Source organism: Bradyrhizobium sp. CCBAU 53340, from assembly GCF_015291645.1.
In the GTDB taxonomy this organism is placed as follows: Bacteria; Pseudomonadota; Alphaproteobacteria; order Rhizobiales; family Xanthobacteraceae; genus Bradyrhizobium.
This window is the reverse complement of the sequence record NZ_CP030055.1, coordinates 7,625,265-7,650,984: the sequence shown is the minus strand read 5'-3', so window position 1 is coordinate 7,650,984 and position 25,720 is coordinate 7,625,265. Positions and strand designations below refer to the sequence as shown.

The following is a 25,720-nucleotide window of genomic DNA, read 5'->3' as shown; positions in this document are numbered from 1 at the left end:
GTCCGGGACGACGGCGGGGTTTGTGGGGCGCGTGTGCCCCTACTCGATCACCGCATGTTCCGGTCCCGCCGCCTGCTTGCGCAGCGTGGCCTTGGTCGAGCCGATCAGCAGCGCCAGCGGGATGGTGCAGAGGATGAAGAACATCACGAGCTGGTAGTCGTGTGAAAACGCGATGATCTGCGCCTGCACGCCGACCATCCTGTCCGCCATGGCGCGGCCGGCGCTGGTGGTAAGATCGATCATGCGGCTGACATCAGGCATCTGCAGCGCCTGGTTGAACGGGTTGACGTGCTCGGACAGGATCGCGTAGGTCCGCCGCGTCCCCTGCGTCAGCTGGGCGATGACGACGGAGATGCCGACCGAGCTTGCGACGTTGCGCATCAGGGTCAGCATCGCGGTGCCGTCGGTGCGCAGATTGTTCGACAGCGTCAGGAACGACACCGTCGAGAGCGGCACGAACACGAGGCCGAAGCCAAAACCCTGGATCACGCTGACGGTCACGATCTCCGGCGCCTGGGTCAAATCGGTCCAGCCGGTCATCTGGAACAGCGAGCCCGCGGTCAGCGTCAGGCCCGAGATGATCAGCGTGCGCGCCTCGAAATACCGCATCATGCGGCCGACCAGCATCATGGCGAAGAAGGTGCCGAAGCCGCGGCTGGCCAGCAAGAGGCCGGCGGTGATGATCGGATAGCCGATCACGTTCTGCATGTAGGGCGAGGCCAGCGCCATGGTCGAGAACAGCACGAGCCCCATCACGATCATGAACATGCAGCCGGTGACGAAGTTGCGATCCCGAAACAGCGCGAAGCGGATGAACGGCGTCGAGGTCGTGAAGGAGTGCGCGAGGAAGAAGTAGAAGGCGACGGCCGAGACGATGAACTCGGCGATGATCTCGTTGGATTCCAGCCAGCCCAATTGCTCGCCGCGGTCGAGCGCGAGCTGCAGCGCGCCGATCGCGATCGCCAGGGCCGCGAAGCCGAACCAGTCGAACTTCAGGGTCAGATCCTTCTTGGTCTCGTCCATGAAGATGATGAGCCCGATCACGGTGATCGCGCCGAACGGCAGATTGACGAAGAACACCCAGTGCCACGAATAGGTCTCGGTCAGCCAGGCGCCGAGCGAGGGCCCCATGATCGGGCCCATCATCACGCCCATGCCCCAGATCGACATCGCCTTGGCGCGTTCGGCAAGCGTGTAATAGTCGAGCATGACCGATTGCGACAACGGCACCAGCGCTGCGCCGAACACGCCCTGCAGCAGGCGGAACAGCACCATCTGGTTGATGTCCTGGGCGAGGCCGCACAGCACGGAGGCCATGGTGAAGCCGGCCGAGCAGATGATGAAGATGCGCTTGCGGCCGTAGCGGTTGGCGATCCAGCCGACCGGCGCCGTCATGATCGCGGCGGCGACGATGTAGGAGGTCAGCACCCAGTTGATCTGGTCCTGGGAGGCCGACAGCGTGCCCTGCATATATGGCAGCGCGACATTGGCGATGGTCGTGTCCAGCGCCTGCATGATGGTCGCCGTCATGGCGCAGATCGTCACCATGTTACGGCGCAGGCCGGGGACCATCAGGCTGGCATTGGGGCCGGACATCGGATCAGTCCTTGTCGTTGTCCTGACCGGCCGTCGCCGACAGGCCGAGCAGGCCGGCGAGCGATCGCTTGTGGCCGGTGTCGATGGTGGCATAGACGCTCATGCCGGCCTTCAGCTTGTTCACGTATTTGTCGCTCTCGTCGAAATAGATCCTGACAGGCACGCGCTGCACCACCTTGACGAAATTGCCGGTGGCGTTCTGGGGCGGCAGGATCGCGAATTGTGCGCCGGTGCCGGGCGAGAGCGAGCCGATCTTGCCCTTGAAGACGTGGTTCGGGAACGCGTCGACCTCGAGCGTCACGGGCTGTCCTTCAGTGACGTAGGTGAGGTCGCTCTCCTTCGGATTGGCGTCGACCCAGGGATGGGCGACGTCGATGATGGAGAACACCGCCGTGCCGGCGGCGACATAGCGGCCGAGCTGGATCTGCTCGACCTGGGTCGCGATGCCATCCATCGGCGCGCGCAGTACTGTGTGGTCGAGATTGCGCTGGGCGTCTTCGAGCTTGGCCTTGGCCTGGACGTAGGGCGGGAACTGTTCCAACGGCAGCTTGGGATTGCCGAGCAATTGCGTCTTGGCGTTGGAGAGCTGCTGCTTGATGAACTGCGACTGCGCGCCTGCGGTGACCAGCGCGTTCGAGGCGTTATCAAGGTCGAGCTGCGAGCCGAAGCTGTTCTTCACCAGCGCCTGCTTGCGCTCAACGTCGCGCTGCTTCAGGTCGACGCCCTGTTGGGCGAGATCGAGCATGTCACCGTAGATCTTGATGTTGGCGATGAGATTGTCATAGGTCGTCTGCGCCTGGGCGAGTTGCGCCTTGGCTTCGTCAGCCGCGAGGCGGAACGGCACGGGATCGATCTCGAACAGCTCGTCGCCCTTCTTGACCGACTGGCCTTCCTTCACGACGACCTTCTGGATCTTGCCGGAGATGTCGGGCGTCACCAGCACCTTCTGCGCGCCGACATAGGCATCGTCGGTGCCGACATAGCGGCCGCCATTGAGGTAGAAGGCAAGGCCGGCAATGACGGCGGCGATCGGCAGCACCACCATCAGCAGGAAGCGGCGATAGCGGCGCAGGCCGGCGATGAAGCGGCGGCGTGGGTCGGTGCCGGCTTTCTTGGTCGGCTTGCCGCTGTCGAGCTTCTGCTCGGGCTGGAACTTGAGAACCTGATCAGCCATAGCGCTGTTCCTTACGTGCTTGCTCCGCGCCTGACGTCTGGATCGCGTTACGCACGTTTTCCTTGATTGTTTCGAGTTGAGTGAGAAGACGGTGGGCATCCGCGGGGGTGATGCCGTCGAGCGCGTTCGCGGTCAGCTCGGATTTGAGGCCACTCATCTTGCCGAGCAATTGCCGTCCGGCCTTCTTCAGATAAAGACGCTTGACGCGGCGGTCCGAGGCGTCGCTGCGGCGCTCGATCCAGTCGCTGTCGCAGAGCTTGTCGATCAACCGCGTCAGCGTGATCGGCTGCATCTCCAGGAGTTCGGCGAGTTCCGATTGCTTCATGCCCTCGCTGCGCTCGACCTTGGCCAGCACAGCCCACTGCGCGCGGGTGATGCCGAAGCGCGAGGCCTCCTTGTCGGCATAGACGCGCAAGAGCCGGTACAGCTCGCCGAGCGTGAACAGGAAATTCTGGTCGACAGACGACCCGCGGGTCATGAGCTTGGTCTCCAATAAGCTTGGATATAATAAGCAAGCTTATGATTATTTCACGGCGGGTTAACGCGGTGCTGTCCCGCCGCAAAAGCATGGCTGACCGCCGCCGCGCCGGTCGTGCTTTGGGTTCCCCGCCCGAAATGCTAGAAAGCGGGCCGAATGACCCTCGCAAAGCCGGCCTTTCCGACGCCCGACCATGATCACGGCCGCTGCACTGCGGACGCGCTGGCGCACGCGGAGGCGGTTTGCGAGCAGCGGGCGCAGAAATTCACGCCGATCCGCCGCCAGGTGCTGGGGGCGCTGCTCTCCAGCCATCGCCCGCTCGGCGCGTATGAAGTGATCGACGAACTCGCCAAATCGATGCCGCGGCCGGCGCCGATCACGGTCTATCGTGCTCTCGATTTCCTGATGGCGAACGGCCTCGTGCACCGCATCGAAAGCCGCAACGCCTATCTCGCCTGCGCCGCGCACGACCACGACGCCACTTCGGCGGTGGCGTTCCTGATCTGCGAGCGCTGCGGCCTGGTCGGCGAGATTCCGTCAGCGTCCTTCGCCGGCGATCTCAACGCCGCGGCGCGCGCGTCCGGCTTCGTCCCCAAATTGTCCGTGGTGGAGATCACGGGCGTCTGCACCCATTGCCAGAAAGCTTCTTAGAAAGATGAGATCCGCTCGAGCCACAACGGCGGTGCTCACCTCTCCCAGGGGGAGAGGTCGCGCCGAAGGCGCGGGTGAGGGGCTTCGCTCTCTTGTGGGACCGGCGCCCCCTCACCTGATTTGCTCCGCAAATCGACCTCTCCCCGTCGGGGAGAGGTGAAGAGTCCGTCGTCTCAGCAGCCAAGCAACAACGGCGCCAAAGCCGGATTTCGGGAAGACATGTCCTCACCTCAAGCCAACTCATCCGTCGCGCGGCCCCTGAGTGCCGGCGCCATCGCCCTGATGCTTATGCTGTGCCTGACCTGGGGCTTCAACCAGATTGCGGTGAAGCTGGTGCTGCCGGACATCCCGCCGATGCTCCAGGCCACCTTTCGCTCGATGGGCGCATTGCCGGTGCTGTTCATCATCGGTAGCTTTCGCGGCGTCAAATTCTTCGAGCGCGACGGGACCTGGAAAGCCGGCCTCGTCGCCGGGGTGATGTTCGGCATCGAGTTCGTGCTGATCTACCAGGGTCTGCGCTTCACCTCGGTGTCCCGCGCGGTCGTGTTTCTCTACACTGCGCCGTTCTTCGTCGCACTCGGATCCTACCAGATGCTCGGCGAGCGGCTTGGCGGTCCGCAATGGCTGGGGCTCGCCGTGAGCTTTGCCGGCGTCGCGCTTGCGATCGGCGTGCCGCAGCCTGATGTCGATGCCAAGGTGCTGCTCGGCGATCTCATGATCGTCGGTGGCGCGTCGCTCTGGGCCGCGACCACGCTTGTTGCCAAGAGCACAAAGCTGCGCTTCGCCGCGCCCGAGAAGGCACTCGGCTATCAGGTCGCAACCTCGATCCCGATCCTGGGGCTGGCGGCCTGGCTGTTCGGCGAATCCATCACCCACACGCCGTCGCCGCTTTCGATTGGCCTGTTGGCGTTCCAGGCGATCTGGGTGGTGGGAACCACGTTCACGCTTTGGTTCGCGCTGGTGAAGGCCTATTCGGCCAGCAAATTGTCGGCTTTTACCTTCATCACCCCTTTGTTTGGCGTGGTGGGTAGCTATTTCATCATGCACGACACCCTGAGTCTGGCCTTTGGGGCGGCAGCCGTCCTTGTAATTGCTGGACTTTTTCTGGTTAACCGTCCGAGCCGAGAGGCTGCGGCGCCAGCTGATACATTGCTGAACGTCACCAAAACCTGATATTTGGACCCCATGAACAAGCTCGAAAACACCATCGATTCCGACCTCGCAGGCCCCGCGCCCCGGCACAAGACCACCCAGGTGAAGGTGGGCAACGTCACTGTGGGCGGCGGCGCGCCGATTGTCGTCCAGTCGATGACCAACACCGATACCGCCGACATCGACGGTACCATCGCCCAGGTCGCAGCGCTCGCGCGCGCCGGCTCCGAAATGGTCCGCATCACCGTGGATCGCGAGGAGGCCGCTGCTGCCGTTCCGCACATCCGCGATGGCCTCGCCAAGCGCGGCATCACCACGCCCTTGATCGGCGACTTCCATTATATCGGCCACAAGCTGCTTGCGGCCTATCCGGCCTGCGCCGAGGCGCTCGCCAAGTACCGCATCAATCCGGGCAATGTCGGCTTCAAGGACAAGCGCGACACCCAGTTCGCCGACATCATCGAGATCGCGAACAAGAACAACAAGCCGGTGCGCATCGGCGCCAATTGGGGTTCGCTCGACCAGGAACTGCTCACCAAGCTGATGGACGAGAACGCCGCTTCGCCGAATCCGCGCGACGTGCGCGCGGTGACGCGTGAGGCCATGGTGCAGTCGGCACTGCTCTCGGCCGCGCGCGCCGAAGAGCTCGGCATGCCCAAGGACCGCATCATCCTTTCCGCCAAGGTCTCGGCGGTGCAGGATCTCATCGCGGTCTATCAGGATCTCGCGACGCGGTCCGACTATGCCATCCATCTCGGCCTGACCGAGGCCGGCATGGGCTCGAAGGGCATCGTGGCGTCCTCCGCGGCGCTCGGCATCCTCTTGCAGCAGGGTATCGGCGACACCATCCGCATCTCGCTGACGCCCGAGCCCGGCGGCGACCGCACCCGCGAGGTGCAGGTCGGCCAGGAGCTGCTGCAGACCATGGGCTTCCGCACCTTCGTGCCGCTGGTCGCAGCCTGCCCCGGCTGTGGCCGCACCACCTCGACCACGTTCCAGGAGTTGGCGCGCTCGATCCAGGATTTCATCCGCGACGAGATGCCGAACTGGAAGACGAAATATCCGGGTGTCGAAGAGCTCAACGTCGCGGTGATGGGCTGCATCGTCAACGGCCCCGGCGAATCCAAGCACGCCAATATCGGCATCTCGCTGCCGGGCACCGGCGAAGCGCCGGCCGCGCCCGTGTTCGTCGACGGCAAGAAGTTCCGCACGTTGCGCGGTCCGACCATCTCCGCCGACTTCAAGGCGCTGGTGATCGACTACATCGACCAGCGCTACGGCCAGGGCGCCAAGGTGCCGGCACCCGCGGCGGAGTAATTCTACTCCGCTCGCGCTCTACACTCCGCTGTCGTCCCGGCGAAGGCCGGGCTCGCGTTACGCGCGCTCCGGGACGACGGCTGTGTTTGCGGTGCAGATTGCACATCCACACCCGCGCGCTACGATGCCTCCCAATCAGAACGATCGGGAGAACCGCCATGAGCTCACTCGCCGGCAAGCAGGGTCCGCGCTATCGCCACACGGCTGACGACGGCGCGCCGTACGAGACCATCGCGGTCGAAAAGCTCACCCCCATCATCGGCGCGGAAATCTCCGGCGTCGACATCGGCCAGCTGGTCGAGGGCGACACCCGCTCCAACCAGCAGATGGACGAGATCCATCGCGCGCTCGCCGAAAACCTCGTCATCTTCTTCCGCGACCAGGAGATCACACCGAAACAGCATCTCGCCTTCGGCCGCAAGTTCGGCGAGCTGCATTTCCATCCCGCAGCGCCTCACGAGGACGAAGACCCCGCCTTGATGAAGATCTACGCCGACAAGAACTCGCCGCGCGCCAACGGCGAGGGCTGGCACTCCGACGTGTCCTGCGATCTCGAGCCGCCGATGGGCTCGATCCTCTACATCAAGCAATGCCCGCCGCGCGGCGGCGACACGCTGTTCGCCAACATGTACGCCGCCTATGACGCCTTGTCGGATCGCATGAAGGCCTATCTCGATGGGCTCACCGCGCTGCACGATGGCGAGCCGATCTATCGCGGCCTTTACGCCAATTATGGCGTCGCCGATCGTCCGTCCTATCCTAGCGCCGAGCATCCCGTGGTGCGCACCCATCCGGTCACGGGCAAGAAGGCGCTCTACGTCAACAGGGGCTTCACCCGCCACATCAACGGCGTCCCGCGCGACGAGAGCGATGCGATGCTCGCCTATCTCTACCAGCACGCCGAGAACCCGCTGTTCCAGTGCCGCTTCCGCTGGACCGAGAACGCCATCGCCTTCTGGGACAACCGCTGCACCCAGCACCGTGCGATGTGGGACTACTGGCCGCACACGCGCTCCGGCACGCGCGTGACGGTGAAGGGGGAGCGGCCGGTGTGAGAGCCGTTCTTTCGTTGACGTCCTCGCGCTCCCGCGCCAATCTTCCCGAAAATATTCGGGAGGATCAGCCATGCTCCGTGCCGAGGACAACAAATTCCTGACCGAGGCAGGTGCCGGAACCGGCATGGGCGAATTGTTGCGCCGCTTCTGGATTCCCGTGCTGCTGTCCGAAGAGCTCCCCGAGCCCGACGGCGAGCCCAAGAAGATCGTCGTGCTTGGCGAAGAGCTGCTCGCCTTCCGTGATTCGCGCGGCGTCGTCGGTGTCATCGATCAATACTGTCCGCATCGCGGCGCCAATCTCTGGCTTGGACGCAATGAGGAGTGCGGCATCCGCTGCGTCTATCACGGCTGGAAGTTCGACACCGACGGCGCCTGCGTCGACATGCCGACCTCCTATCCCGATCTCAACGCCAAGGATCTCATCCGCATCAAATCCTATCCGGTGCGCGAATGGGGCGAGATGATCTGGGCCTATATGGGGCCGGCCGATGCGATGCCCGAGCTGCCCGATCTCGAAATGGCGCTGCTGCCGGAATCGCACCGCTACGTCAGCAAGAAATGGCAGGACTGCAACTGGGTGCAGGCGCTCGAAGGCTCGATCGACACCGCGCATTTCACCTTCGCCCATCTCTCCTTCGACAAGGAGGAGAACGAGATCCTGGACATCAAGAAGCATTTTGTGAATCCACTCGCGCGGATGTCGAGCGATCACATGCGCTGGATCGCCGAAGACCCGCGCCCGGTGATCAAGGTCCATTCGCACGAGGCCGGGCTGACGATTGCCGGCGGTCGGCTGACCGGCGGCGACAACATCTACTGGCGCATCGCCCAATTCCTGATGCCGTTCCACGCCTATGCGCCGAGCGCGATGCCCGGCGAGAATATCTTCGGCCAGACCTTCGTGCCCGTCACCGACACCAAGTGCTGGATCTACACCTATGTCTGGAATCCGGAGCGGCCACTGACGCAAGCAGAGCGCGACGCCTATGATCGCGGCAATGGCGTGATCGCGGAGGTCGACGCCAATTACGTGCCGCTGCGCCACAAGGGCAACGACTATCTGATCGATCGCAAGCTGCAGAAGACCCGAAGCTACACCGGCATCAAGGGCGTGTCCGAGCAGGACGCCGCCGTGCAGGACAGCCAGGGCCCGATCGCCGATCGCACCCGCGAGCATCTCGGCCCGACTGACCTCGGCATCATGCATTTCCGCAAAACCGTGATGGAGCTGGCGCGTGCGCTTGCCCAGGGCGAGCCGCCGCCGCAGGCCGCGCATCAGCATCGCTACGCCGTGCGCTCGGGCGCCTGCGTCACCAGCAAGACCAAGGATCTGCCCGCGGTGATGCTGGAACGCTTCGGCGATGTCGCCGGCTTCGTCGGCCGTCCCAAGGTCGTGGCAGCGGAGTAGGGATGTCGAGGGCGCGGGGCATCGTCGCGAATGTCGTCGCAGTGCTGGCGGCGCTATCGCTGCTGCCCTTCGGTGCCGGCGACGCGAAGCCAGCGAAGGCCCGGGTCAAGCCGTCGGCGCCTGCAACGTGCGAGCCGGGCAAATTCCGCATCATTGTCGATGTCGGGCACACCTCCGAATCGCTCGGCGCGACCAGCGCGCGCAACGATCCCGAATTCGGCTTCAACCTGCATCTGGCCAAGCTCGTCGGCGAGCGGCTGAAATCGTCGGGCTTTGCCGCAACGCGCGTGCTCGTGACCGAGGGCAAGGCAAGACCGAGCCTGCTCAAGCGCGTCGCCACGGCGAACGGTGCGCATGCGGATTTCTTCCTCTCGATCCATCACGATTCCGTCCCGGACAAGCTGCTCGAGGAATGGGAGTTCGATGGCTCGAAGAGCTGGTTCAGCGACCGCTTCAGCGGTCATTCGCTGTTCGTGTCGGAGCGCAATCCGCACTTTGGCGCCAGCCTGTCCTTTGCCCGGCTGCTGGGTCAGGAGCTGAAAGCCGACGGCCTGCACTATGCGAGCCAGTACACCCTGCCGCTGATGGGCCGCTACCGGCATCAATTGCTCGACAAGGATGTCGGCGTCTATCGTTATGATGGCCTCGTCGTGCTGTCGCAGACAAGCAGCGCCGCGGTCCTGCTCGAGGCCGGCTCCATCATCAACCGCGATGAGGAAATGGCGATGAACTCGCCGGAGCGGCAGGAGCTGATCGCGGGCGCCGTGTCGACGGCGATGCGGGCCTATTGCGGGCGGCGGTAGCCGGGCGTTCGCGCCCTGACGAGACGCTACAGCGGCGCGCCGCGATACTCCCTGTTTGCCAGGCTCGCCTCCTCGAGATCGAGATCACGTTCGATCCGCCGCCGTGTCTCGTCCGTGATCTGGCCGTCGCGCAGCAAGTCATGAATGAATTTGCGCTCGGCGACGATCAGCTCACGGGTCAGCGCGGTGCCGGCGGCGGAGACGTCGTGACGGGTGGGGTCGAGTGAATCGGGAAGCTGGTTGACGCGGATTTCGTGACGGGCGCGCAACAGCCGCATCACCTCCTCCGACACCTCCTTTTCTTCCGTCAGCGCATCCAGCGAGCGCAACGCGGCGTCGAGCGCCTGGCGCCGGGCCGCGATCTCGGCCTCGTGCTCGGCAACGTGCTCGCTGCGCCCGGCCTGCGCGATGCCGAGCCACCGTACCACCGGCGGCAGGGTCAGGCCGACGCCGATCAGCGTGATGAAGATGACGCCGAAGGCGACGAACAGGATCAGGTCGCGATACGGGAAGGCTTCGCCATCGGGCAGCGTGAACGGCAGCGCCAGCGCGGCCGCCAGCGACACCGCGCCGCGCACGCCGGTGAAGGCGAGCGCGAACGGCCATTGCCAGGGCGGCGACGGATCGCGCGCGCGCAGCGATTTGCTCGCCATCCGCGGCAGATAGGTCGCGGGATAGAGCCAGGCGAAGCGCGCGAGAACGATGATGGCCATGACGAGGGCGGTCGCGATCATGATGTCGTCGAGCGGGAACGTCTTCGATTTCTCGTAGAGCGCGCGCATCTGGAAGCCGGTGAGCAGGAACAGCAGGCCCTCGATCAGGTAGATGATGAGGTCCCAGAAGAAGATGCCTTGCAGGCGCGTCGACGCCGAAATCAGCAGCGGCCCGTTCCAGCTCACATAGAGGCCGCAGGCGACGGTGGCGATCACGCCCGAACCGCCGATGTGTTCGGGCAGCCAGTAGGACACGTAGGGCGTGATCAGCGACAGCGTCAGCTCGACCTGCGGATCGCCGGACCATTTGCGCAAGCGCAGCGAGAGCCAGCCGACTCCGATGCCGAAGGCGATCTCGCCGGCGACGATCAAGGAAAACTCGCCGGCCGCCAGCGGCAGCGAGAAATGTCCGACCACAATCGCGGCGAGCGCGAAACGATATAGGATCAGCGCGGTGGCGTCGTTGGCGAGCCCCTCGCCCTCGAGGATGACCAGCAGGCGGCGCGGCATGTTCAGCCGGCGCGCGATCGCAAGCGGGGCGACGACGTCGGGCGGCGCGACGATGGCGCCCAAGAGGAAGCCGATGCTCCAGGGCAGGCCGATCACGTAATGGGTCGCCGTCGCCACCATCGCCGCGGTGAAGATCACGGCGCCGACCGCGAGCAGCACGATGGGGCGCAAATTGTTCTTGAACTCGCGCCAGCTCATCGCGACGCTCGCCGAGTAGATCAGCGGCGGCAGCACCATCAGCAGCACCAGCTCCGGCGGCAATTCCACCGGCGGCATGCCCGGCACGAAAGCAAGGCCGACGCCTGAGAGCATCAGCAGAATGGCCGGCGCCATGTTGAAGCGGCGAGCGACCAAAGCTGTGCCCGCCAGCACGGCCAGCAGAATCAGAAAGGTCTGGAATTTCGCAGCGATCATGACCTGTCTTGGCCCGGAAGCGGCCAGGAGGTCAATGCAGGGTGGCAAGAGCGTTTCCGAGCGAAGTGGATACCGGTTCGCGTAAAGAAAACGCGTCAAGACAAGAATCTAGAGCCCTGTTCCGATTCTATCGGAACAGGGCTCTAGGCCAGTCGTTCGGCCACCATGCGCCCGATCGCCGCGAACACCGCCTCAAGCTGGGCCGCGTTCGGTGTGCCGCCCTGGGTATAGGCCGCGATCAGCACCGGCGCGTCGGGTTTGGGCCAGGCGACCGCGATATCGCCCGATGCATCCTTGCCGTTGTTGCCGGTCTTGTCGCCGATGGTCCAGCTCGCCGGCAGGCCGCCGCGCAGCCGGTTCGCGCCGGTCTTGCAGCCGACCATCCATTCGGTGAGCTGGGCCTTTGAGGCCGGCGCCAGCACCTCGCCCGTCACCAGCCGCTTCAGATTGCCGGCCATCGCCACCGGGGTCGTGGTGTCCCTGACATCGCCGGGCGGCGAGCGGTTGAGCTCGGGCTCATTGTGGTCGAGCCGCGAGGTGGTGTCGCCGATCGACCGCCAGAACGCCGTGAGCGCGGCAGGGCCGCCGACCCGCGCGAGCAGCAGATTGGCGCAGGTGTTGTCGCTGAGCTCGACGCTCGCCTTGCACATGTCGGCGACCGACATCGCGCCGGCCGACAGGTTCTGTTTTGCGACCGGCGCGTATGCGAGCAGATCGGCCTTGCCGTAAGAGATCATCGCGGCCAGCTTGTCCTCGCCGCGATCGACCCGCGCCAGTACGCAGGCCGCCAGCGAAGCCTTGAATGTCGAGCACATCACGAAGCGCTCGTCGGCCCGCCAGGCAAGTTTTCTGCCTGTCGCGAGACTCTCCGCATAAACCCCGATCTTTCCGCCGCTCTCGTGCTCGTAAGTTTCGAGCTCGGTCGGCGCATCGGCGGCAAAGGCGGGCGCAGCGGCCATCCAGCACAGCGAGGCGAGCAGGGAACGGCGATCGAGCAGCATGGGGGACTTTCGGGGCGAGACGGTGGTGAGGGATGCAGCGAGCGGGCTATCCCCGCCGTCATTGCGAGCGTAGCGAAGCAATCCAGATTGTCTCCGCGGAGGGATTCTGGATTGCTTCGTCGCAAGGGCTCCTCGCAATGACGTGTGGCGAGAGTTTGCGCTCGCAATGACGGAGAAATGCCGGACGAGTGTGCCCGATTTCAGGCAGCCAAAGCCTCACTCCTTCAGATCGTACCTGTACGATTTCGACACGATCCGCCAGCCGTCGGCGAGCTTCATCGCGACCAGATAATCCGTGAAGAACCGCGGCGGAAGCTGGCATTTGACCTTGATGAAGGCGGTGTTGTCGTCCGAGCGGTCGATGGTGATGATGAAATCCTCGCGCGGCTTGCCTTCCGCCTTGGCGGAGGGGCGCTTGCGGACCCAGGCAAGCCAGTCCGGCACGGTCAGGATCTTCAGCTCGCCCTTTTCCACCCAGCGCAGATCGGCAGAGGGGTGGAAGACCTCGCCGAGCTTGTCGGCATCGCCCTCGTAAAGACCGTCAAAATAGGATTGCACGACCGCTTCGACGCTCGACCGGTTTGGGCTCATGGGTCATCCCTTTGAATGATGGCTGAGCGCGAACTTAGTCGTACACATCAAATTGCGCTATGGGTGTCTTCTGCCATTTGCGCGAGGCCATCATGACGGGTTCACAACATCAGAATGCTCGTATGCTTGCCGGCGAGTGCTGCTGCCGCGCCGTCCGCTACGAGGTGGCCGATGCGTTCTCCTATGCGCTGAATTGCCATTGCTCGAACTGCCGCCGGACCACGGGTTCCGCGTTCAAGCCGTTCGCCGGGATCGAATATGGCGAGCTCCATCTCGTCAGGGGCGCCGACCTGCGGATGATCTATGGGGACGACGTCACGCATGATGCGCATTGTGCCCGCTGCGGCTCGCTGCTGTATTCCCGGGTCCGCGAGGGAAAATGGGCCCATGTCGCCATGGGAACCCTGGTCGATGCCCCCTCGATCCGCCCGACCGCCCATATTTTCGTCGGCTCGAAGGCGCCGTGGCACGAGATCACGGACAATCTGCCGCAGTATCGGGGGCATGTCCGGGATGGCTAGGGAAAACCAATGCGCAGGCCTTTGGCGGCGAACCGCCAATGCACTGGCGCGACTAACAAAAGGGGGCCCCGGGCTGTCGTCGGCGCCGTCTTCGTGACCTCCATCACAAGCGCAGGCGGAGGGTCTTGCTAAGGCCATCCCCGAGGGTGTGAACTGCCCCGAACTCCTGGAAGTCGTGTCATGCGCAATTTATTCAGACTTTGCCCGTTGCTCCTCGCTGTCGCGCTGCTGTTCGGCACTGAACCTGCCTTCGCCGGAAAGCGCGTCGCGCTGGTGCTCGCCAATGCGGCCTATCAGCATGCGCCCTCGCTCGCCAATCCCGTCAACGACGGTGCGGTGATGGCGAAGACGCTGAAGGATGCCGGCTTCGATGTCGTCGACTCCCGCCACGACCTGACCGCGCTCGAGACGCGACGCGTGTTGCGCGACTTCGCCGATGCAACCCGCGATGCCGACATCGCCGTGGTCTACTATGCTGGCCACGGCATCGAGGTCGAAGGCTCCAACTATCTGATCCCCGTTGATGCCAAGCTCGAGCGCGACACCGATGTCTATGACGAGGCGCTCTCGCTCGACCGCGTCCTGGTCGCCGTCGAGCCGGCGAAGCAGCTTCGCCTGGTGATCCTCGACGCCTGCCGGGACAATCCGTTCGGCAGGACCATGAAGCGCACGCTGGCCTCGCGCGGCATCGGCCGCGGCCTTGCCCAGGTCGAGCCGACCAGCACCAACACGCTGATCGCCTATTCGGCCAAGGCCGGCTTCACCGCGCAGGATGGCGACGGTGCCAACAGCCCGTTCACCATCGCGTTGTCGAAGCATCTGACGACGCCGGGCCTCGACGTCCGGCGCGCCTTCGGCTTCGTGCGTGACGACGTGCTCAAGTCGACCGGCAACAAGCAGGAGCCGTTCGTCTACGGCTCGCTCGGCGGCGAAGACGTGCCGCTGGTGCCGGTCAAGGCGGCGCCCGCGGCCGCAGCAGCGCCGACGCCGGCGATCAATCCGCAGGCCGACATCCGCCGCGACTATGAGCTCGCGCTCCAGGTCGGCAACAAGCCGGCATGGGAGGCCTTCCTGGCCCAGCATCCTGACGGCTTCTATGCGAACCTCGCCAAGCTGCAGCTCGACAAGATCCAGGCCGAGCAGGTTCATGCCGCCGCGATCGAGAAGGCGAAGCAGGCCGAGGCCGAGCGCGATCGTCTCGCCGCGCTGGGCGCGCAGCGGGACGCGCAGGCCAAGGCCGCGGCCGACGCAAAGGCGGCCGAGCAGGCCCAGCTTGCCGCGCAGAAGGCCAAGGAGCAGGCGCAGCAGCAGGCCGCGGCCGCCGAGCAGCAGCGCGTCAATCTCGCCGCAGCAGTGCCGGGCGCTGCGCCCGCCAGCACCGAGAGCCCCGCCGGCACCAACGTCGCCTCGTTGACGCCCGCGACGACGCCGGCCGATCTCAGTCGTTCGGTGCAGACCGAACTCGGCCGGGTCGGCTGTTTCTCAGGTCAGGCTGACGGCAATTGGAGCACCTCCTCGCAGCGGTCGCTGTCGCAGTTCAACCGCTATGCCGGCACCAAACTCGACGTGAAGATGGCGAGCACGGATGCGCTCGATGCGGTCAAGTCCAAGCAGTCGCGCGTCTGCCCGCTGGTCTGCGATCACGGCTTCAAGGCCGATGGCGACGTCTGCACCAAGATCGTCTGCCGTGACGGCTATGTGCTCAATGACGACAACGAATGCGAGAAGCAGCGCGCCGCCAGGCCGGCCAAGCCTGCAACTGCCAGACGCGATGATGGCGATGATCGTCCCGCGCGCCAGCGTCGCGGTGCGGCGGCCGCTGGAGGCATTGGTGCCGCTGCCGGCATCGCCGCTGCTGCTGGCGCTGGCCGCGCCCCGGCTGGCGGCGGCCAGGTGTACTGCAGCAACAGTACCGGCTGCCGACCGGTCAACCGCGGCTGCCATCTAGAATACCGCGGCGGTGGCGGCCCCGGCAACGATGCCAACGTCGAGGTGTGTAACTGAGTTAGCCGAGCAAGCTGCCACCCCCATGGTCGTCCCGGCGTAGGCCGGGACCCATAATCCCAGGGAGCAGTTTGACGAAGGCTGCTAGTGAAGCGGCGCTCCCGCGGTACTGGCATCGCCCGTCACAGATGGATCACGCGGTATGGGTCCCGGCCTCCGCCGGGACGACACCAAGATCACGTCGCGATTGCGCTCGCCGCGATGTTCACCGTCAGCGCCAGCAGGGCCGTGTTGTAGATGAAGGACACGATGCCGTGCGCGGTGGCGGTGCGGCGGATGGTCTTGTCGGTGATGCCGACGTCGGAGACCTGCGCGGTCATGCCGATCACGAACGAGAAATAGACAAAATCCCAATAATCGGCGTGGTGTTCCTTGTCGCCGCTCGGAAACTGCAATCCGCCGGGCGGATGGCGGTAATAATCATGAGCGTAGTGCAGCGCGAAGGTCGTGTGCACGGCGGCCCAGGACAGCGCGATGGTGGTGATCGCAATCGTCAACTCCGCGGCGCCGCGGTGGGTGCCGAGTTCGGCGACGATCGCCGCGATGCTGGCGAAGGCGCCGGTCGCCGTCACCAGCAGAATCACGAAGCGGCCGTCGTCCTGCATTGCGGCGCTCCGGCGGATATGTTGGTGATCGTTGTTCAGCATCATGCTGTAGACCAGCACGAGATAGACCGCGATCAGCGCATCCCAGCCCAGCAACAGCCGCGTCACCACGCGGTGCGTGCCCGGCAGCAGCAGGCAGACGAGGATGCCGACGGCGAGCGAGATGAAGGTCCGCGGCCGCGCATAGACCAGCCGCACCGGCCGCGACATCTGGCGGAAACGGGCGAGGACGGGATCTTCCTTGTCAGTGGCCATGAAGGTGCCAGCCCTCTCGCTTGATTCTCGTTGTCACCTCGGCGGCGGTGAACCCCCAGGAGGAGAGAGCCCTGACCCGATCGCTTCGCGATCGACCTCTCCCGCAAGCGGGAGAGGTGAGGGGACTTAGCTCTTGCGTTCGGCGACGAAGCGGGCGGCGGCTTGCAGCACGGCGGCGCGGTCGCCGAAGATCGACACGGCACTGTCGGCACGCGCGAGCAAATCGCGCACGCGCTGCTTGGCGCCTTCGATCCCGAGCTGCGTGACGAAGGTGGTCTTGCCCAGCACGGCGTCGGCGCCGGCCGGCTTGCCGAGCGCGGCGGCATCGCCCTCGACGTCGAGCAGATCGTCGGCGATCTGGAAGGCTTCGCCGAGCGCGCGGCCGTAATCGTCGAGCGCCTGATATTCTTTTTGCGAGGCCTGGCCGAGCAGCGCGCCGGCGATGCAGCCGTAGCGCAGCAGCGCGCCCGTCTTCATCTGCTGGATACGGCCGACATCGATCGGCTCGTTGCCGCCAAAGCGGCCTTCACCGGCGAGATCGAGGATCTGGCCGCCGACCATGCCGCCGATGCCGGCGCAGCGCGCCAGCGCGCGCGTCAGCAGAAGGCGCACATTGGCGTCGCGATGGACCTCGTCGCGGGTGATGACGTCGAAGGCGATGGTCAGCAAGCCGTCGCCGGCGAGGATCGCGGTGGCGTCATCGGTCTGCTTGTGCAGGGTAGGCCGGCCGCGGCGCAGGTCCGAATTGTCCATCGCCGGCAGATCGTCATGGATCAGCGAATAGCAGTGGATGCATTCGAGTGCGGCGCCGACGAGCAATGCGGCCTCACGGGGAACGCCGAACACGGCGGCACTCTCGACCACCAGGAATGGCCGCAGACGCTTGCCGCCGCCAAGGCTTGAATAGCGCATTGCGTCCATCAGCCGCTTGGGGCGGGCGATCTCATCGGGCAGGATGTCGTCCGACAACAGGCGAGCGAGCAAGGCCTCGGTGTCATCAGCGGTCTTGTCCAGACGCTTGGCGAAATCGGACGGGGACGTGCCGGTCATCAAGAAAGGCTCCAGAACTAAAATTCGGCGGGACAATCCTTTATGCGCCTGCCTCAGTCAATCGTTTGGAAGGCCTAAAAAGTGCTGGAAAAGGCCCGAATTATCACAGACTTAATGGCGGGATCCGCGGCCACGTTCATTTCGCGCCGGAAAGGTCGATTTGCGCATCGTTAAAATCCTGCTGGCAGTGCTCGCGGTCGTGGTTCTCGCGCCCTATGTGATCGCGCCGTTCTACCGCACCGGCCATCCGGTTTCGACACTGATGGCCTGGCGTTCGCTGATGGGTGCGCCTATGCATCGGGAATGGATCGACCTGGCCGGGATGTCGCCTTATCTGCCGCGCTCGGTGGTGGCAGCCGAGGACGCCCATTTCTGCAAGCATCACGGCATCGATTGGGGCGCGCTGCGCGAGGCGATCAACGACGCGCAGGAGGACGGCACCGCCTTCCGCGGCGCCTCCACCATCACCCAGCAGGTGGCGAAGAACCTGTTCCTCTGGCAGGGGCGGGATTTCATCCGCAAGGCGCTGGAATTTCCGCTGGCGCTGTGGATCGACTTCGTCCTGCCCAAGCAACGGATTCTGGAAATTTACCTCAACATCGCCGAACTGGGTCCGCAGGGCCAGTTTGGGGTCGAGGCGGGCAGTGCCTACGCCTTCGGCAAGTCGGCCGCGAGCCTCTCGCCCCGGGAAGCGGCACTTATGGCCTCGATCCTGCCGAATCCGGTCAAACGCAGCGCCAGGGTCCCAGGGCCGGGCGTCCGGCGGCTGGCCGGGACCTATGTGGTGCGGGGTCAGGCCACCTCGCTTTTGACCTGTTGGCGGGAAAATCGCTGATTTCGGGCCCTTTTCGGGCGCATTTTCCGCTCCTGAACCCTAGCTTTACGGCCAGCCTTCCTCTATAAGCCCGGCCTTGATCGGCATTCAGCTCGCCCCGTATTGCGGGTGCTGAGCCGTCCCTCCGCGGACGATGCCCGGATGAACACCAATCCCTAGAGGATACTGAAATGGCCGTTCCGAGAAGAAAAACCTCGCCGTCGCGCCGTGGCATGCGCCGCTCGGCAGACGCCATCAAGAAGCCGACCTATGTGGAAGACAAGGACTCTGGCGAGCTCCGTCGTCCGCATCATCTCGACCTCAAGACCGGCATGTACAAGGGCCGTCAGGTCCTGAAGAAGAAAGAGTCCTAAAGCTCTGGATTTCTTCTTGGGCGGGCTGATTGCGCCCGCCTGATTTCGGCCAACCCATGAGATATGACAGTGACGGCGGCGGAGCCAATGCTTCGCCGCCGCGTTGTCTTGCCCGGACATCTTGATCGAGAAGGCGCTTTGCCGATGGTCGGTTTCCCGCTGCTTCTGATTCCGCTCGCGGTGTACAACATCATCGCCTTCCTGATGCCCAGCGTGTCCTTCTCGGACGTGCTGTTCAAGGTGCCGATGATCACGGGCGAGACCTGGCCGGTCACGCTGGCCGATCTGCTGCTGGCGCTCGGCGTGCTGCTGCTGCTGCTCGAGGTGGTCAAGGGTGCGCGGCCCGGCGCGAAATTCCTGATGGATCATCTGCTGTCGCTGATCCTGTTCGGCGCGGCCGCAGCCGAATTCGTGATGTGGCCCAAGTTCGGCAATTCGACCTACTTCCTGCTGGTGCTGCTCGCGATGGCTGATTTCCTCGGCGGCATCGCCCAGCGTACGCGCCGCCGCATCACTTATGTCGCTGCCGAGACGGTGGTCGTGCCGCGCAAGGCGAAGCGCCAGGCCGAGGCGCCGCCGCCAGCCTCCACGTTCGAGCCGAAATATCCGGAGCCCGCACCGCAGCCTGAGACGCCGCCCTCGGCGCAATCGGTTGCCGAATCGGTCTTGATGGATCACCCCGCGCCGAAGCCCGTGCAGGGTATCCCGCCGTCGCCGGAAATTCCCTCGCCGCATCTGCAGCCGGGCAACGGCACGCAATCTCCGCCCGAAGAGTCGCGCTGATTTCTCCACGGCGTCATGGCCGGGCTTGTCCCGGCCATCCACGCCTAACCGCGCAGAAAAAGATCGTGGATGCCCGGGCCTTCGCCTCGCCGAAGCGGCTTCGGCCGCGCAGGCGGGACAAGCCCGGGCATGACGAGTCTCTCGATCTAGCTGGCGTGAGATAGCAATCGTTCTCTAAGCTGCGTTACGCCACCTGACGCGTGCGCGAGCTGACGCTGGGAAGCGGGCGCTTGTTGCCATAGGCGATGTGCGCGTCCTCGGACGAGCCGCGGCGCAGCCGGCTTGTCTGGGGCAGGTGCTCGGCGCTGGCGATCAGATGGGTGACGAAGCCTGGATCGGGGCGCGTGAGCGGCGCTTTGTGAACCCATTGCACGACCGGCGTGAGCGGGACCAGCGCGGTACTGGCTTCCCGCGTCGATTCTTCGATCTGATCCAGATTGACCATCACAACACCGATCCGATTGAACTGACGCGTTTTGGGACGCTTGCGCCGGTAGATGCGATGGTCTCGCAAGGCCCATGCCGGCTGAGCGTATTCCGTTTCAGGGCGCCCGGGAACGTGGTTTCCAAATTGTTTATGAACTTTGCCTAGGGTTTCGGGCGAATCTGGCCGTATTCTGTGCCGGCTCAGGACTCCCCGCTGTCCCGAAACGAGGCGCTTTTGACCCCAGCATTGCCGCAAGCCTCCGAAATCCTGGCCGCCCTCGGCCAGGCCGTCTTCGTCTGGGATCTCGCCAGCGATGCCATCGTTTGGGGTGAGCAGGCCGGCGCAGTCTTCCCCGGCATCCCCGCCGAGCGGCTTGCGACCGGCGCCGAGTTCGCCAAGCTGATCGAGCCCGAGCAAACGCTGCGGAGCGCCGCGCTGGCGCAGACCTCAGCCGTGCACGGCGCCGGCGGCACACCCTACCGGGTCGAATATGGCGTGCGCATGAGCGCGTCGAATCCGGTGATCTGGATCGAAGAGACCGGCCGCTGGTTCGCCGGCCCCGATGGTCGCCCGATGCGCGCGATGGGCTCCGTCCGTATCAACAACGAGCGGCACGCCCGCGACGAGGAACTGACCAGGCTTGCCCGGCTCGACCCGCTCACCGGCGAGCTCAATCGCTCTCATCTGATCGCGGCGCTGGCCGAAGCGATCGAGGAGACGAGCCGTTTTCGCTCGACTGCGGCCTTCATGCTGGTCGGCATCGATCATCTCGCCCGCGTCAACGACGCCTTCGGTTTCGACGTGGCCGATGCCGTGATCCTCGACGTCGCCAAGCGCATTCGCGCCCGGCTGCGGGGTGGTGACGTGCTCGGGCGCTTTTCGGGCAACAAGTTCGGCCTGATCCTGAAGAACTGCACCGTTGACGACATGAATGTCGCCGCCGAGCGCTTTCTCGGCGGCGTCCGCGATGAGGTGGTGCCGACCAAGTCGGGGCCCGTATCCGTCACCGTCTCGATCGGCGCGGTCAGCCTGCCGCGTTATGCCCGCAGCACGGATGAGGCGGTCAACCGCGCTCACGAGACGCTGGATGCCGCCAAGCGTCGCCGCGCCGGCTCGTTCGCCGCCTGGCGTCCGAACGCCGAGCGCGACGCCCAGCGCCGCGTCAACATCCGCGTCACCGACGAGATCGTCACCGCGCTGAACGAGCGCCGTATCAAGCTCGCCTATGAGCCGGTGGTCTCGGCTGCCACCCGCGAGGGCGCGTTCCACGAATGCCTGGTGCGGATGGACCAGGGCGACGGCCAGGTGCTGCTCGCGCCCGACATCGTGCCGGTCGCCGAACGGCTCGGTCTTATCAGGCTGGTCGATCATCGCGTGCTTGAGCTGGTGGTGGCCGAGCTTGCGGCCGCGCCCGACGTCCGGCTCAGCCTCAACATATCGCCTGACACGACCATGGATCCGGACTGGTGGGCCGGAATCGAATCGCTGATGCGCGCCCATCCCGGCGTCGCCGAACGGTTGATCGTGGAGATCACCGAGACCGTCGCGATCCAGGACATCGACGACGTCCGCGCCTTTGTCAGCCGCCTCAAGAATTTCGGCAGCCGCATCGCCATCGACGATTTCGGGGCCGGCTACACCTCGTTCCGCAATCTGCGCAAGCTTGGCGTGGACATCGTCAAGATCGACGGCGCCTTCGTGCAGAACGTCACCCGCTCCGCCGACGATCGCGCTTTCGTGCAGACCTTGATCGACCTCGCCCGCCGTCTCGATATCAAAACGGTGGCCGAATGGGTGCAGGACGAGGAAGCCGCCACCCTGCTGCGCGATTGGGGCTGCGATTACATCCAGGGCCGCCTGATCGGGCTTGCGTCAGCCGATCGTCCGTGGTGCCCGCCGCCGGACAACGCACTGCCCGCGGCAAGCTGAGGTCTCGTAGGGTGGGCAAAGGCGCCCTTGCGCCGTGCCCACCATATCGCTCCGAATGCGACAGAAAGAAATCGTGGGCACGCTTCGCTTTGCCCACTCTGCGATAGTGTTTGTCGGCTCGACCCCCCTCTTGTCACTGCGAGCGTGGCAAAGCAATCCAGAATTTCTCAGCGGCGGTAGTCTGAATTGCTTCGCTTCGCTGGCAACGACGAAGAGGCAACTAGGCCACGCAAATGCCTGCGACGGCGACCTTCTCAAACAGATGCGGGCTTGCGACGGCGGATGCGGGGTAGTCCGCAATCTTCGCGCGGAATTCGGGGGCCGTGAACGCCGCGCGGAAATGCGCGTTGGATTCCCAGACCGCATAATTGAGATAGGTCGGACTGTCGCCGACGGCGCGGTGGAGCTGGGTGGAGATGAAACCCGGCTGTCGCTTCATGAAGGCAGCATCGTCCTGCCAGCTCGCCAGGAAGCTGTGTTCGTCAGCCGGGTCGAGCGTGAACAGGTTCACCAGCACCACGGGACCGGTATCGAGTGCGATCTGGCGGTCGATAGGGAAGACGGGGTCAAGGGAACGCATTTGAGGCATGACATCACTCCGTTATTTGGTATCATCATGTCAATTCGACAATGTGTGACATAGAGATATGACATCATAATGTCAATAAGGAAAGATAGAAACAAATGAGCAGGACCAAGCGGACCCCAGCTGGCGAGGCTCTGACCGGATTCATTCTCGACCTGTTCCGGACCAATAGTTTGCTGTTGACCGCCGGCGACCGGCTGGTGGCACCGCTCGGCCTCACCAGTGCGCGTTGGCAGATCCTGGGGGCTATTGTCGGCGCGGAGCGCCCCGAGCCGGTTGCCTGGCTCGCACGCAATCTTGGCGGCAACCGCCAAAATGTGCAGCGTATCGTCAACGACCTTGAGCGGGATGGTCTCGTTGCGTTCGAGACCAATCCGCATCATCGCCGGGCGCAGCTCGTGGTGCTCACCGACAGGGGCAGGCAGGTCTACGATGCTGCCGGCCGCTCGCAGATTCCGTGGGTTAACGGTCTCGCGGACGGATTGTCGATCAAGGAGATCGAGGCGGCCCACCGTGTGATTGGCATCCTGCGGGATCGGCTTGAAGGGGCCGGCGAGGATTGATCACGCCACGCGGCGGACTGCGTTCAGCGTCTCGATGGTGCGTCCGACCTCGGCGGCCGGACACGGCTTGCCGAAGTAATAGCCCTGCACCGCGGTGCAGCCGCATTCGCGGACGAAGTCGAGCTGCTCGACCGTCTCGACGCCCTCCGCCGTGGTCTCGACACCGAGCACGGAGCCGAGGCTGGCGATGGTGCGGACGATGGCGACGCTCTCCGGGCTTTCGCCGAGCGTGCCGACGAAGGAGCGGTCGATCTTGATGCGGTCGAACGGAAATTTGCGCAAATAGCTCAGCGACGAATAGCCGACGCCGAAATCGTCGAGGCTGACGCGCACGCCGAGGGCGCGAAGCTGATGCAGGATTCCGATCGTGGCCTCGCTGTCATCGAGCAGCGCCGTCTCGGTGACCTCGAGCTCGAGCCGCTGCGGCGGCAGGCCGGCTTCCGCAAGCGCGCTCGTCACCATCGCCACCAATCCGCGCGAGCGGAACTGTACCGGCGACAGGTTCACCGCGACCGTGACGCCGGGCCATGAGGCGGCGGTGGCGCAGGCCCGGCGCAGCACCCACTCGCCGATCGGGACGATCAGCCCGTTCTCCTCAGCGATGGGAATGAATTCGGCCGGCGAGACGAAGCCGCGCGAGGGATGTTTCCAGCGCAGCAGCGCCTCGAAGCCGGTCAGCTCGGTGGTGTCGAGCCGCACCTGCGGCTGGAACACCAGATGGAACTGGTTGGATTCCAGCGCGCCGCGCAGATCGTGCTCGAGCGCGTGCCGGCTGCGCGCCGCTTCCTCCATCGCGGGCTCGAACAGCTGATAGGCGCCGCGCCCCTTGGCCTTGGCCTGATACAGCGCGAGGTCGGCGCATTTCATCAGCTCGTCGGCATCCAGGCCGTGATCGGGCGCGATTGCGATGCCGACGGAGACGCCGACATGGATCGACTGGCTTTCCAGCGGCGGCGGATGGCCGATGATCTCGACCAGGCGGCGCGCCAGCTTTTCCGCTGATTGCGGCTGCGGCCCGCGCTGGAGCACAGCGAACTCGTCGCCGCCGAGGCGTGCGACGGTATCGTGCTCGCCGACATTCTCCCTCAGCCGCGCCGCGACCCAGCGCAGCAGCCGGTCGCCGGCGGCATGGCCGAGCCGGTCGTTGACGGTCTTGAAATTGTCGAGGTCGAAGCACAGCACGGCCATGGCGCCGCCGGCGATCGCAACCTGGTTCAATCCCTCGCTCATCTTCTCGCGGAACAGCGTGCGGTTGGGCAGATCGGTGAGCGAATCGTGCTGCGCCATATGCGCGACGCGGGCCTGGGCCTTGTGGCGCTCGGTGACGTCCTCATAGGTGACGACCCAGCCGCCATGCTCCATCCGCTTGTGGTTGAGCTTGATGATGCGACCGTCGCTCAAATGCCGGTGCAGGGTGTGCTCGCCCTCGCGCAGCCGCTCGACATAGTCGGCGTAGAGCTTGGCGGCGGTCGTGTTCGGATGGATGCCGAGATCGCAGCTGTGCTCCATGATCTCGCGCATCGAGACGCCGGGCTTCACGATCTCGAACGACAGGCCGTACATCTCGATGTAGCGGCGGTTGCAGACGATCACGTGCAGGTTCGCATCGAGCATGCACAGGCCCTGGCTCATGTTGTTCAGCGCCGCGTCGAAGCGGCGATACTGCTCGCTCAGCTCCTCGACCGCGCGTTCGCGCTCGGTGATGTCCTCATAGGTGGCAACGAAGCCGCCATCCGGCAGCGCGCAGTAGCGCACGGAGATCACCGTGTTGTTGGTCATGCTCCGCCGCATCGGCGAGGAGTCGCGGTTCGCGATCCGGGCGCGGGCGGCCTCGAGGATCTGCTGCGGACTGTATTGGGAGGAGAAAGCGCCGTTCGCCATCGATCGCTCGATCAGCTCGGAGAGATGCGTGCCTGGTTTGCTCTCCTCGGGCGACAGCCGATAGATCTCCTGGTAGGTGGAGTTGCAGATGCGCAGGCGCATGTCGCTGTCGTAGAAGGCGAGGCCATGCGCCATGTTCTCGAGCGCGGCATCCAGCATCAGGTTCTGCTGCTTCAGCGTCTCCTCGTGCTGCAGCCGTTCGGTGACGTCCTCGTGCACGGTGACCCAGCCGCCGTCGGGCATGAAGCGGGATACGGCCTGGACTTTTCGGCCGTCATAGCAGGTCACGAGAATGGTCTTCGGGCTTCTCGTTCGGACGTCGTTCGTCCGGGCGTTGCGGAACGCATCTCCGGATATCTCCGCCCGGTTGCCGCGCGACAGCCAGTGATCGATGACCGGTTCGTGCGCGATACCCGGCTTCAAGACGTTCGGGTCGAGATCGTAGAGCTGCAGGAAGCGCTCGTTGCAGACGACGAAGCGTCCTTCGGCGTCGTACATGATGAGGCCGTGCGACATGTGCGCGAGCGCGTGCTGGCTGCGCTCGGTCTGAAGTTTCAGCTCCGTCTCGAGGCGGGCGAGGCGGCTGACGTCGTCGCAAATCGTCATCCAGCCGCCGCCGGGAAGCGGCTTCAGGTCGAGGGTGATGACAAGTCCGCTTGCGAGCGTCTGCCGGGTCTGGAACGGCTCGCCAGCCGCAATCAAGGCGATCCGCGAAGCATAGAGCGCGTCGAGCTCATCCGCTGGGATATTGCCGCGCGCCATGCTGTGGGCGAGCACGTCGCGGTAGCACGTTCCGAGCCGGACGATGTCGGGCGACATATCGAACAGCTCGATGTACCGGCGGTTGACCAGCACGATCCGGTTGTCGGCGTCGTAGACGCAGACGCCCTGTTCCATGCCATCGAGCGCAAGCTGGCTCAGCGATAGCAGGGCCTCCTGGCCTTGCTCGCGGCGTGCACCGAGCTCGTTGTCGCGGGTCGAAATCATGGGATCAGCGGATCTCGGTGGCAATAGACTTAACGCAACGTAATTCAGCCACTGAGCGTAGCGAAGAGGCGGGAAAAT

The 25,720-nt window shown here is 64.8% G+C and carries 24 protein-coding genes; 13 read left to right on the top strand and 11 right to left on the bottom strand.

Annotated features, from left to right (window positions below; genetic code table 11):
- Positions 1-39: 39 nt before the first annotated feature.
- The 3 genes from XH89_RS36235 to XH89_RS36225 are packed head-to-tail and all read right to left on the bottom strand — an operon-like array spanning position 40 to position 3,248.
- Positions 40-1,596 carry an MDR family MFS transporter gene (locus tag XH89_RS36235; protein WP_194465049.1) on the bottom strand — a complete coding sequence of 519 codons (1,557 nt, stop codon included), beginning with the start codon at positions 1,594-1,596 and terminating at the stop codon, positions 40-42.
- 4 nt (positions 1,597-1,600) lie between these two features.
- Positions 1,601-2,770: an HlyD family secretion protein gene (locus XH89_RS36230; RefSeq protein WP_194465048.1), complete on the bottom strand. Its 1,170-nt coding sequence runs from the start codon at positions 2,768-2,770 to the stop codon at positions 1,601-1,603.
- Positions 2,763-3,248: a MarR family winged helix-turn-helix transcriptional regulator gene (locus XH89_RS36225; RefSeq protein WP_194465047.1), complete on the bottom strand. Its 486-nt coding sequence runs from the start codon at positions 3,246-3,248 to the stop codon at positions 2,763-2,765. Before XH89_RS36225 ends, XH89_RS36230 begins: the two co-directional genes overlap by 8 nt.
- Positions 3,249-3,404: 156 nt before the next feature.
- On the opposite strand from XH89_RS36225, the gene XH89_RS36220 reads away from it, so the two are divergent.
- The 6 genes from XH89_RS36220 (at position 3,405) to XH89_RS36195 (ending at position 9,634) form a co-directional block, all read left to right on the top strand.
- A complete protein-coding gene (locus XH89_RS36220; protein ID WP_194465046.1) occupies positions 3,405-3,899 on the top strand; it encodes a Fur family transcriptional regulator in 495 nt (164 codons plus the stop codon).
- 219 nt (positions 3,900-4,118) lie between these two features.
- Entirely contained in the window at positions 4,119-5,072 is a 954-nt protein-coding gene (locus XH89_RS36215; protein WP_194465045.1) for a DMT family transporter, read from the top strand.
- A 12-nt stretch (positions 5,073-5,084) separates the two neighbouring features.
- The gene (gene ispG / locus XH89_RS36210; protein ID WP_194465044.1) at positions 5,085-6,368 is read left to right on the top strand and encodes a flavodoxin-dependent (E)-4-hydroxy-3-methylbut-2-enyl-diphosphate synthase; all 1,284 of its coding nucleotides are present in this window, start codon (positions 5,085-5,087) and stop codon (positions 6,366-6,368) included.
- A gap of 158 nt (positions 6,369-6,526) precedes the next feature.
- Positions 6,527-7,423 carry a TauD/TfdA family dioxygenase gene (locus tag XH89_RS36205; RefSeq protein ID WP_194465043.1) on the top strand — a complete coding sequence of 299 codons (897 nt, stop codon included), beginning with the start codon at positions 6,527-6,529 and terminating at the stop codon, positions 7,421-7,423.
- 70 nt (positions 7,424-7,493) lie between these two features.
- Positions 7,494-8,831 (top strand): Rieske 2Fe-2S domain-containing protein, encoded by a 1,338-nt coding sequence (locus tag XH89_RS36200; RefSeq protein WP_194465042.1) that lies wholly within the window; start codon positions 7,494-7,496, stop codon positions 8,829-8,831.
- Between the two features lie 2 nt (positions 8,832-8,833).
- Positions 8,834-9,634 (top strand): N-acetylmuramoyl-L-alanine amidase, encoded by an 801-nt coding sequence (locus tag XH89_RS36195; protein WP_194465041.1) that lies wholly within the window; start codon positions 8,834-8,836, stop codon positions 9,632-9,634.
- A gap of 26 nt (positions 9,635-9,660) precedes the next feature.
- Here the strand turns inward: XH89_RS36195 and XH89_RS36190 are convergent, their stop codons facing one another.
- The 3 genes from XH89_RS36190 to XH89_RS36180 all read right to left on the bottom strand — a co-directional run bounded on the left by XH89_RS36190 (position 9,661) and on the right by XH89_RS36180 (position 12,863).
- The gene (locus XH89_RS36190; protein WP_246767703.1) at positions 9,661-11,271 is read right to left on the bottom strand and encodes a Na+/H+ antiporter; all 1,611 of its coding nucleotides are present in this window, start codon (positions 11,269-11,271) and stop codon (positions 9,661-9,663) included.
- Positions 11,272-11,414: 143 nt separating this feature from the next.
- Positions 11,415-12,272 carry a class A beta-lactamase gene (bla, locus tag XH89_RS36185; RefSeq protein WP_194465040.1) on the bottom strand — a complete coding sequence of 286 codons (858 nt, stop codon included), beginning with the start codon at positions 12,270-12,272 and terminating at the stop codon, positions 11,415-11,417.
- Between the two features lie 216 nt (positions 12,273-12,488).
- Complete coding sequence (locus tag XH89_RS36180; RefSeq protein WP_194465039.1) at positions 12,489-12,863, bottom strand: nuclear transport factor 2 family protein; 375 nt, start codon at positions 12,861-12,863, stop codon at positions 12,489-12,491.
- A 92-nt stretch (positions 12,864-12,955) separates the two neighbouring features.
- On the opposite strand from XH89_RS36180, the gene XH89_RS36175 reads away from it, so the two are divergent.
- Together XH89_RS36175 and XH89_RS36170 are read left to right on the top strand one after the other, a co-directional pair.
- Entirely contained in the window at positions 12,956-13,384 is a 429-nt protein-coding gene (locus XH89_RS36175; protein ID WP_194465038.1) for a GFA family protein, read from the top strand.
- A 180-nt stretch (positions 13,385-13,564) separates the two neighbouring features.
- Entirely contained in the window at positions 13,565-15,388 is a 1,824-nt protein-coding gene (locus XH89_RS36170) for a caspase family protein (RefSeq protein WP_194465037.1), read from the top strand.
- 176 nt (positions 15,389-15,564) lie between these two features.
- On the opposite strand, the gene XH89_RS36165 is transcribed toward XH89_RS36170, so the two are convergent.
- Positions 15,565-16,248, bottom strand: a complete 684-nt coding sequence (locus tag XH89_RS36165; protein WP_194465036.1) for a DUF1345 domain-containing protein — start codon at positions 16,246-16,248, stop codon at positions 15,565-15,567.
- Positions 16,249-16,374: 126 nt separating this feature from the next.
- Positions 16,375-17,298 carry a polyprenyl synthetase family protein gene (locus tag XH89_RS36160; protein ID WP_194465035.1) on the bottom strand — a complete coding sequence of 308 codons (924 nt, stop codon included), beginning with the start codon at positions 17,296-17,298 and terminating at the stop codon, positions 16,375-16,377.
- 160 nt (positions 17,299-17,458) lie between these two features.
- Here XH89_RS36160 and mtgA point away from each other — a divergent pair, with 160 nt between their 5' ends.
- The 3 genes from mtgA to XH89_RS36145 all read left to right on the top strand — a co-directional run bounded on the left by mtgA (position 17,459) and on the right by XH89_RS36145 (position 19,269).
- A complete protein-coding gene (gene mtgA / locus XH89_RS36155; RefSeq protein ID WP_194465034.1) occupies positions 17,459-18,133 on the top strand; it encodes a monofunctional biosynthetic peptidoglycan transglycosylase in 675 nt (224 codons plus the stop codon).
- A gap of 170 nt (positions 18,134-18,303) precedes the next feature.
- Positions 18,304-18,486: a 50S ribosomal protein L32 gene (gene rpmF / locus XH89_RS36150; RefSeq protein ID WP_007598106.1), complete on the top strand. Its 183-nt coding sequence runs from the start codon at positions 18,304-18,306 to the stop codon at positions 18,484-18,486.
- Between the two features lie 144 nt (positions 18,487-18,630).
- Positions 18,631-19,269 carry a hypothetical protein gene (locus XH89_RS36145; protein WP_194465033.1) on the top strand — a complete coding sequence of 213 codons (639 nt, stop codon included), beginning with the start codon at positions 18,631-18,633 and terminating at the stop codon, positions 19,267-19,269.
- Positions 19,270-19,453: 184 nt separating this feature from the next.
- Here XH89_RS36145 and XH89_RS36140 read toward each other — a convergent pair whose 3' ends face one another.
- The gene (locus tag XH89_RS36140; RefSeq protein WP_194468734.1) at positions 19,454-19,714 is read right to left on the bottom strand and encodes a hypothetical protein; all 261 of its coding nucleotides are present in this window, start codon (positions 19,712-19,714) and stop codon (positions 19,454-19,456) included.
- A gap of 216 nt (positions 19,715-19,930) precedes the next feature.
- Here XH89_RS36140 and XH89_RS36135 point away from each other — a divergent pair, with 216 nt between their 5' ends.
- The gene (locus tag XH89_RS36135) at positions 19,931-21,625 is read left to right on the top strand and encodes a bifunctional diguanylate cyclase/phosphodiesterase (RefSeq protein WP_194465032.1); all 1,695 of its coding nucleotides are present in this window, start codon (positions 19,931-19,933) and stop codon (positions 21,623-21,625) included.
- A 220-nt stretch (positions 21,626-21,845) separates the two neighbouring features.
- Here the strand turns inward: XH89_RS36135 and XH89_RS36130 are convergent, their stop codons facing one another.
- A complete protein-coding gene (locus XH89_RS36130) occupies positions 21,846-22,214 on the bottom strand; it encodes an antibiotic biosynthesis monooxygenase (protein ID WP_194465031.1) in 369 nt (122 codons plus the stop codon).
- A gap of 95 nt (positions 22,215-22,309) precedes the next feature.
- Here XH89_RS36130 and XH89_RS36125 point away from each other — a divergent pair, with 95 nt between their 5' ends.
- Positions 22,310-22,774: a MarR family winged helix-turn-helix transcriptional regulator gene (locus XH89_RS36125; protein WP_194465030.1), complete on the top strand. Its 465-nt coding sequence runs from the start codon at positions 22,310-22,312 to the stop codon at positions 22,772-22,774.
- Here the strand turns inward: XH89_RS36125 and XH89_RS36120 are convergent, their stop codons facing one another.
- On the bottom strand, positions 22,775-25,642 hold the full coding sequence (locus tag XH89_RS36120; RefSeq protein ID WP_194465029.1) for a PAS-domain containing protein: 2,868 nt from the start codon (positions 25,640-25,642) through the stop codon (positions 22,775-22,777).
- Positions 25,643-25,720: the final 78 nt, after the last annotated feature.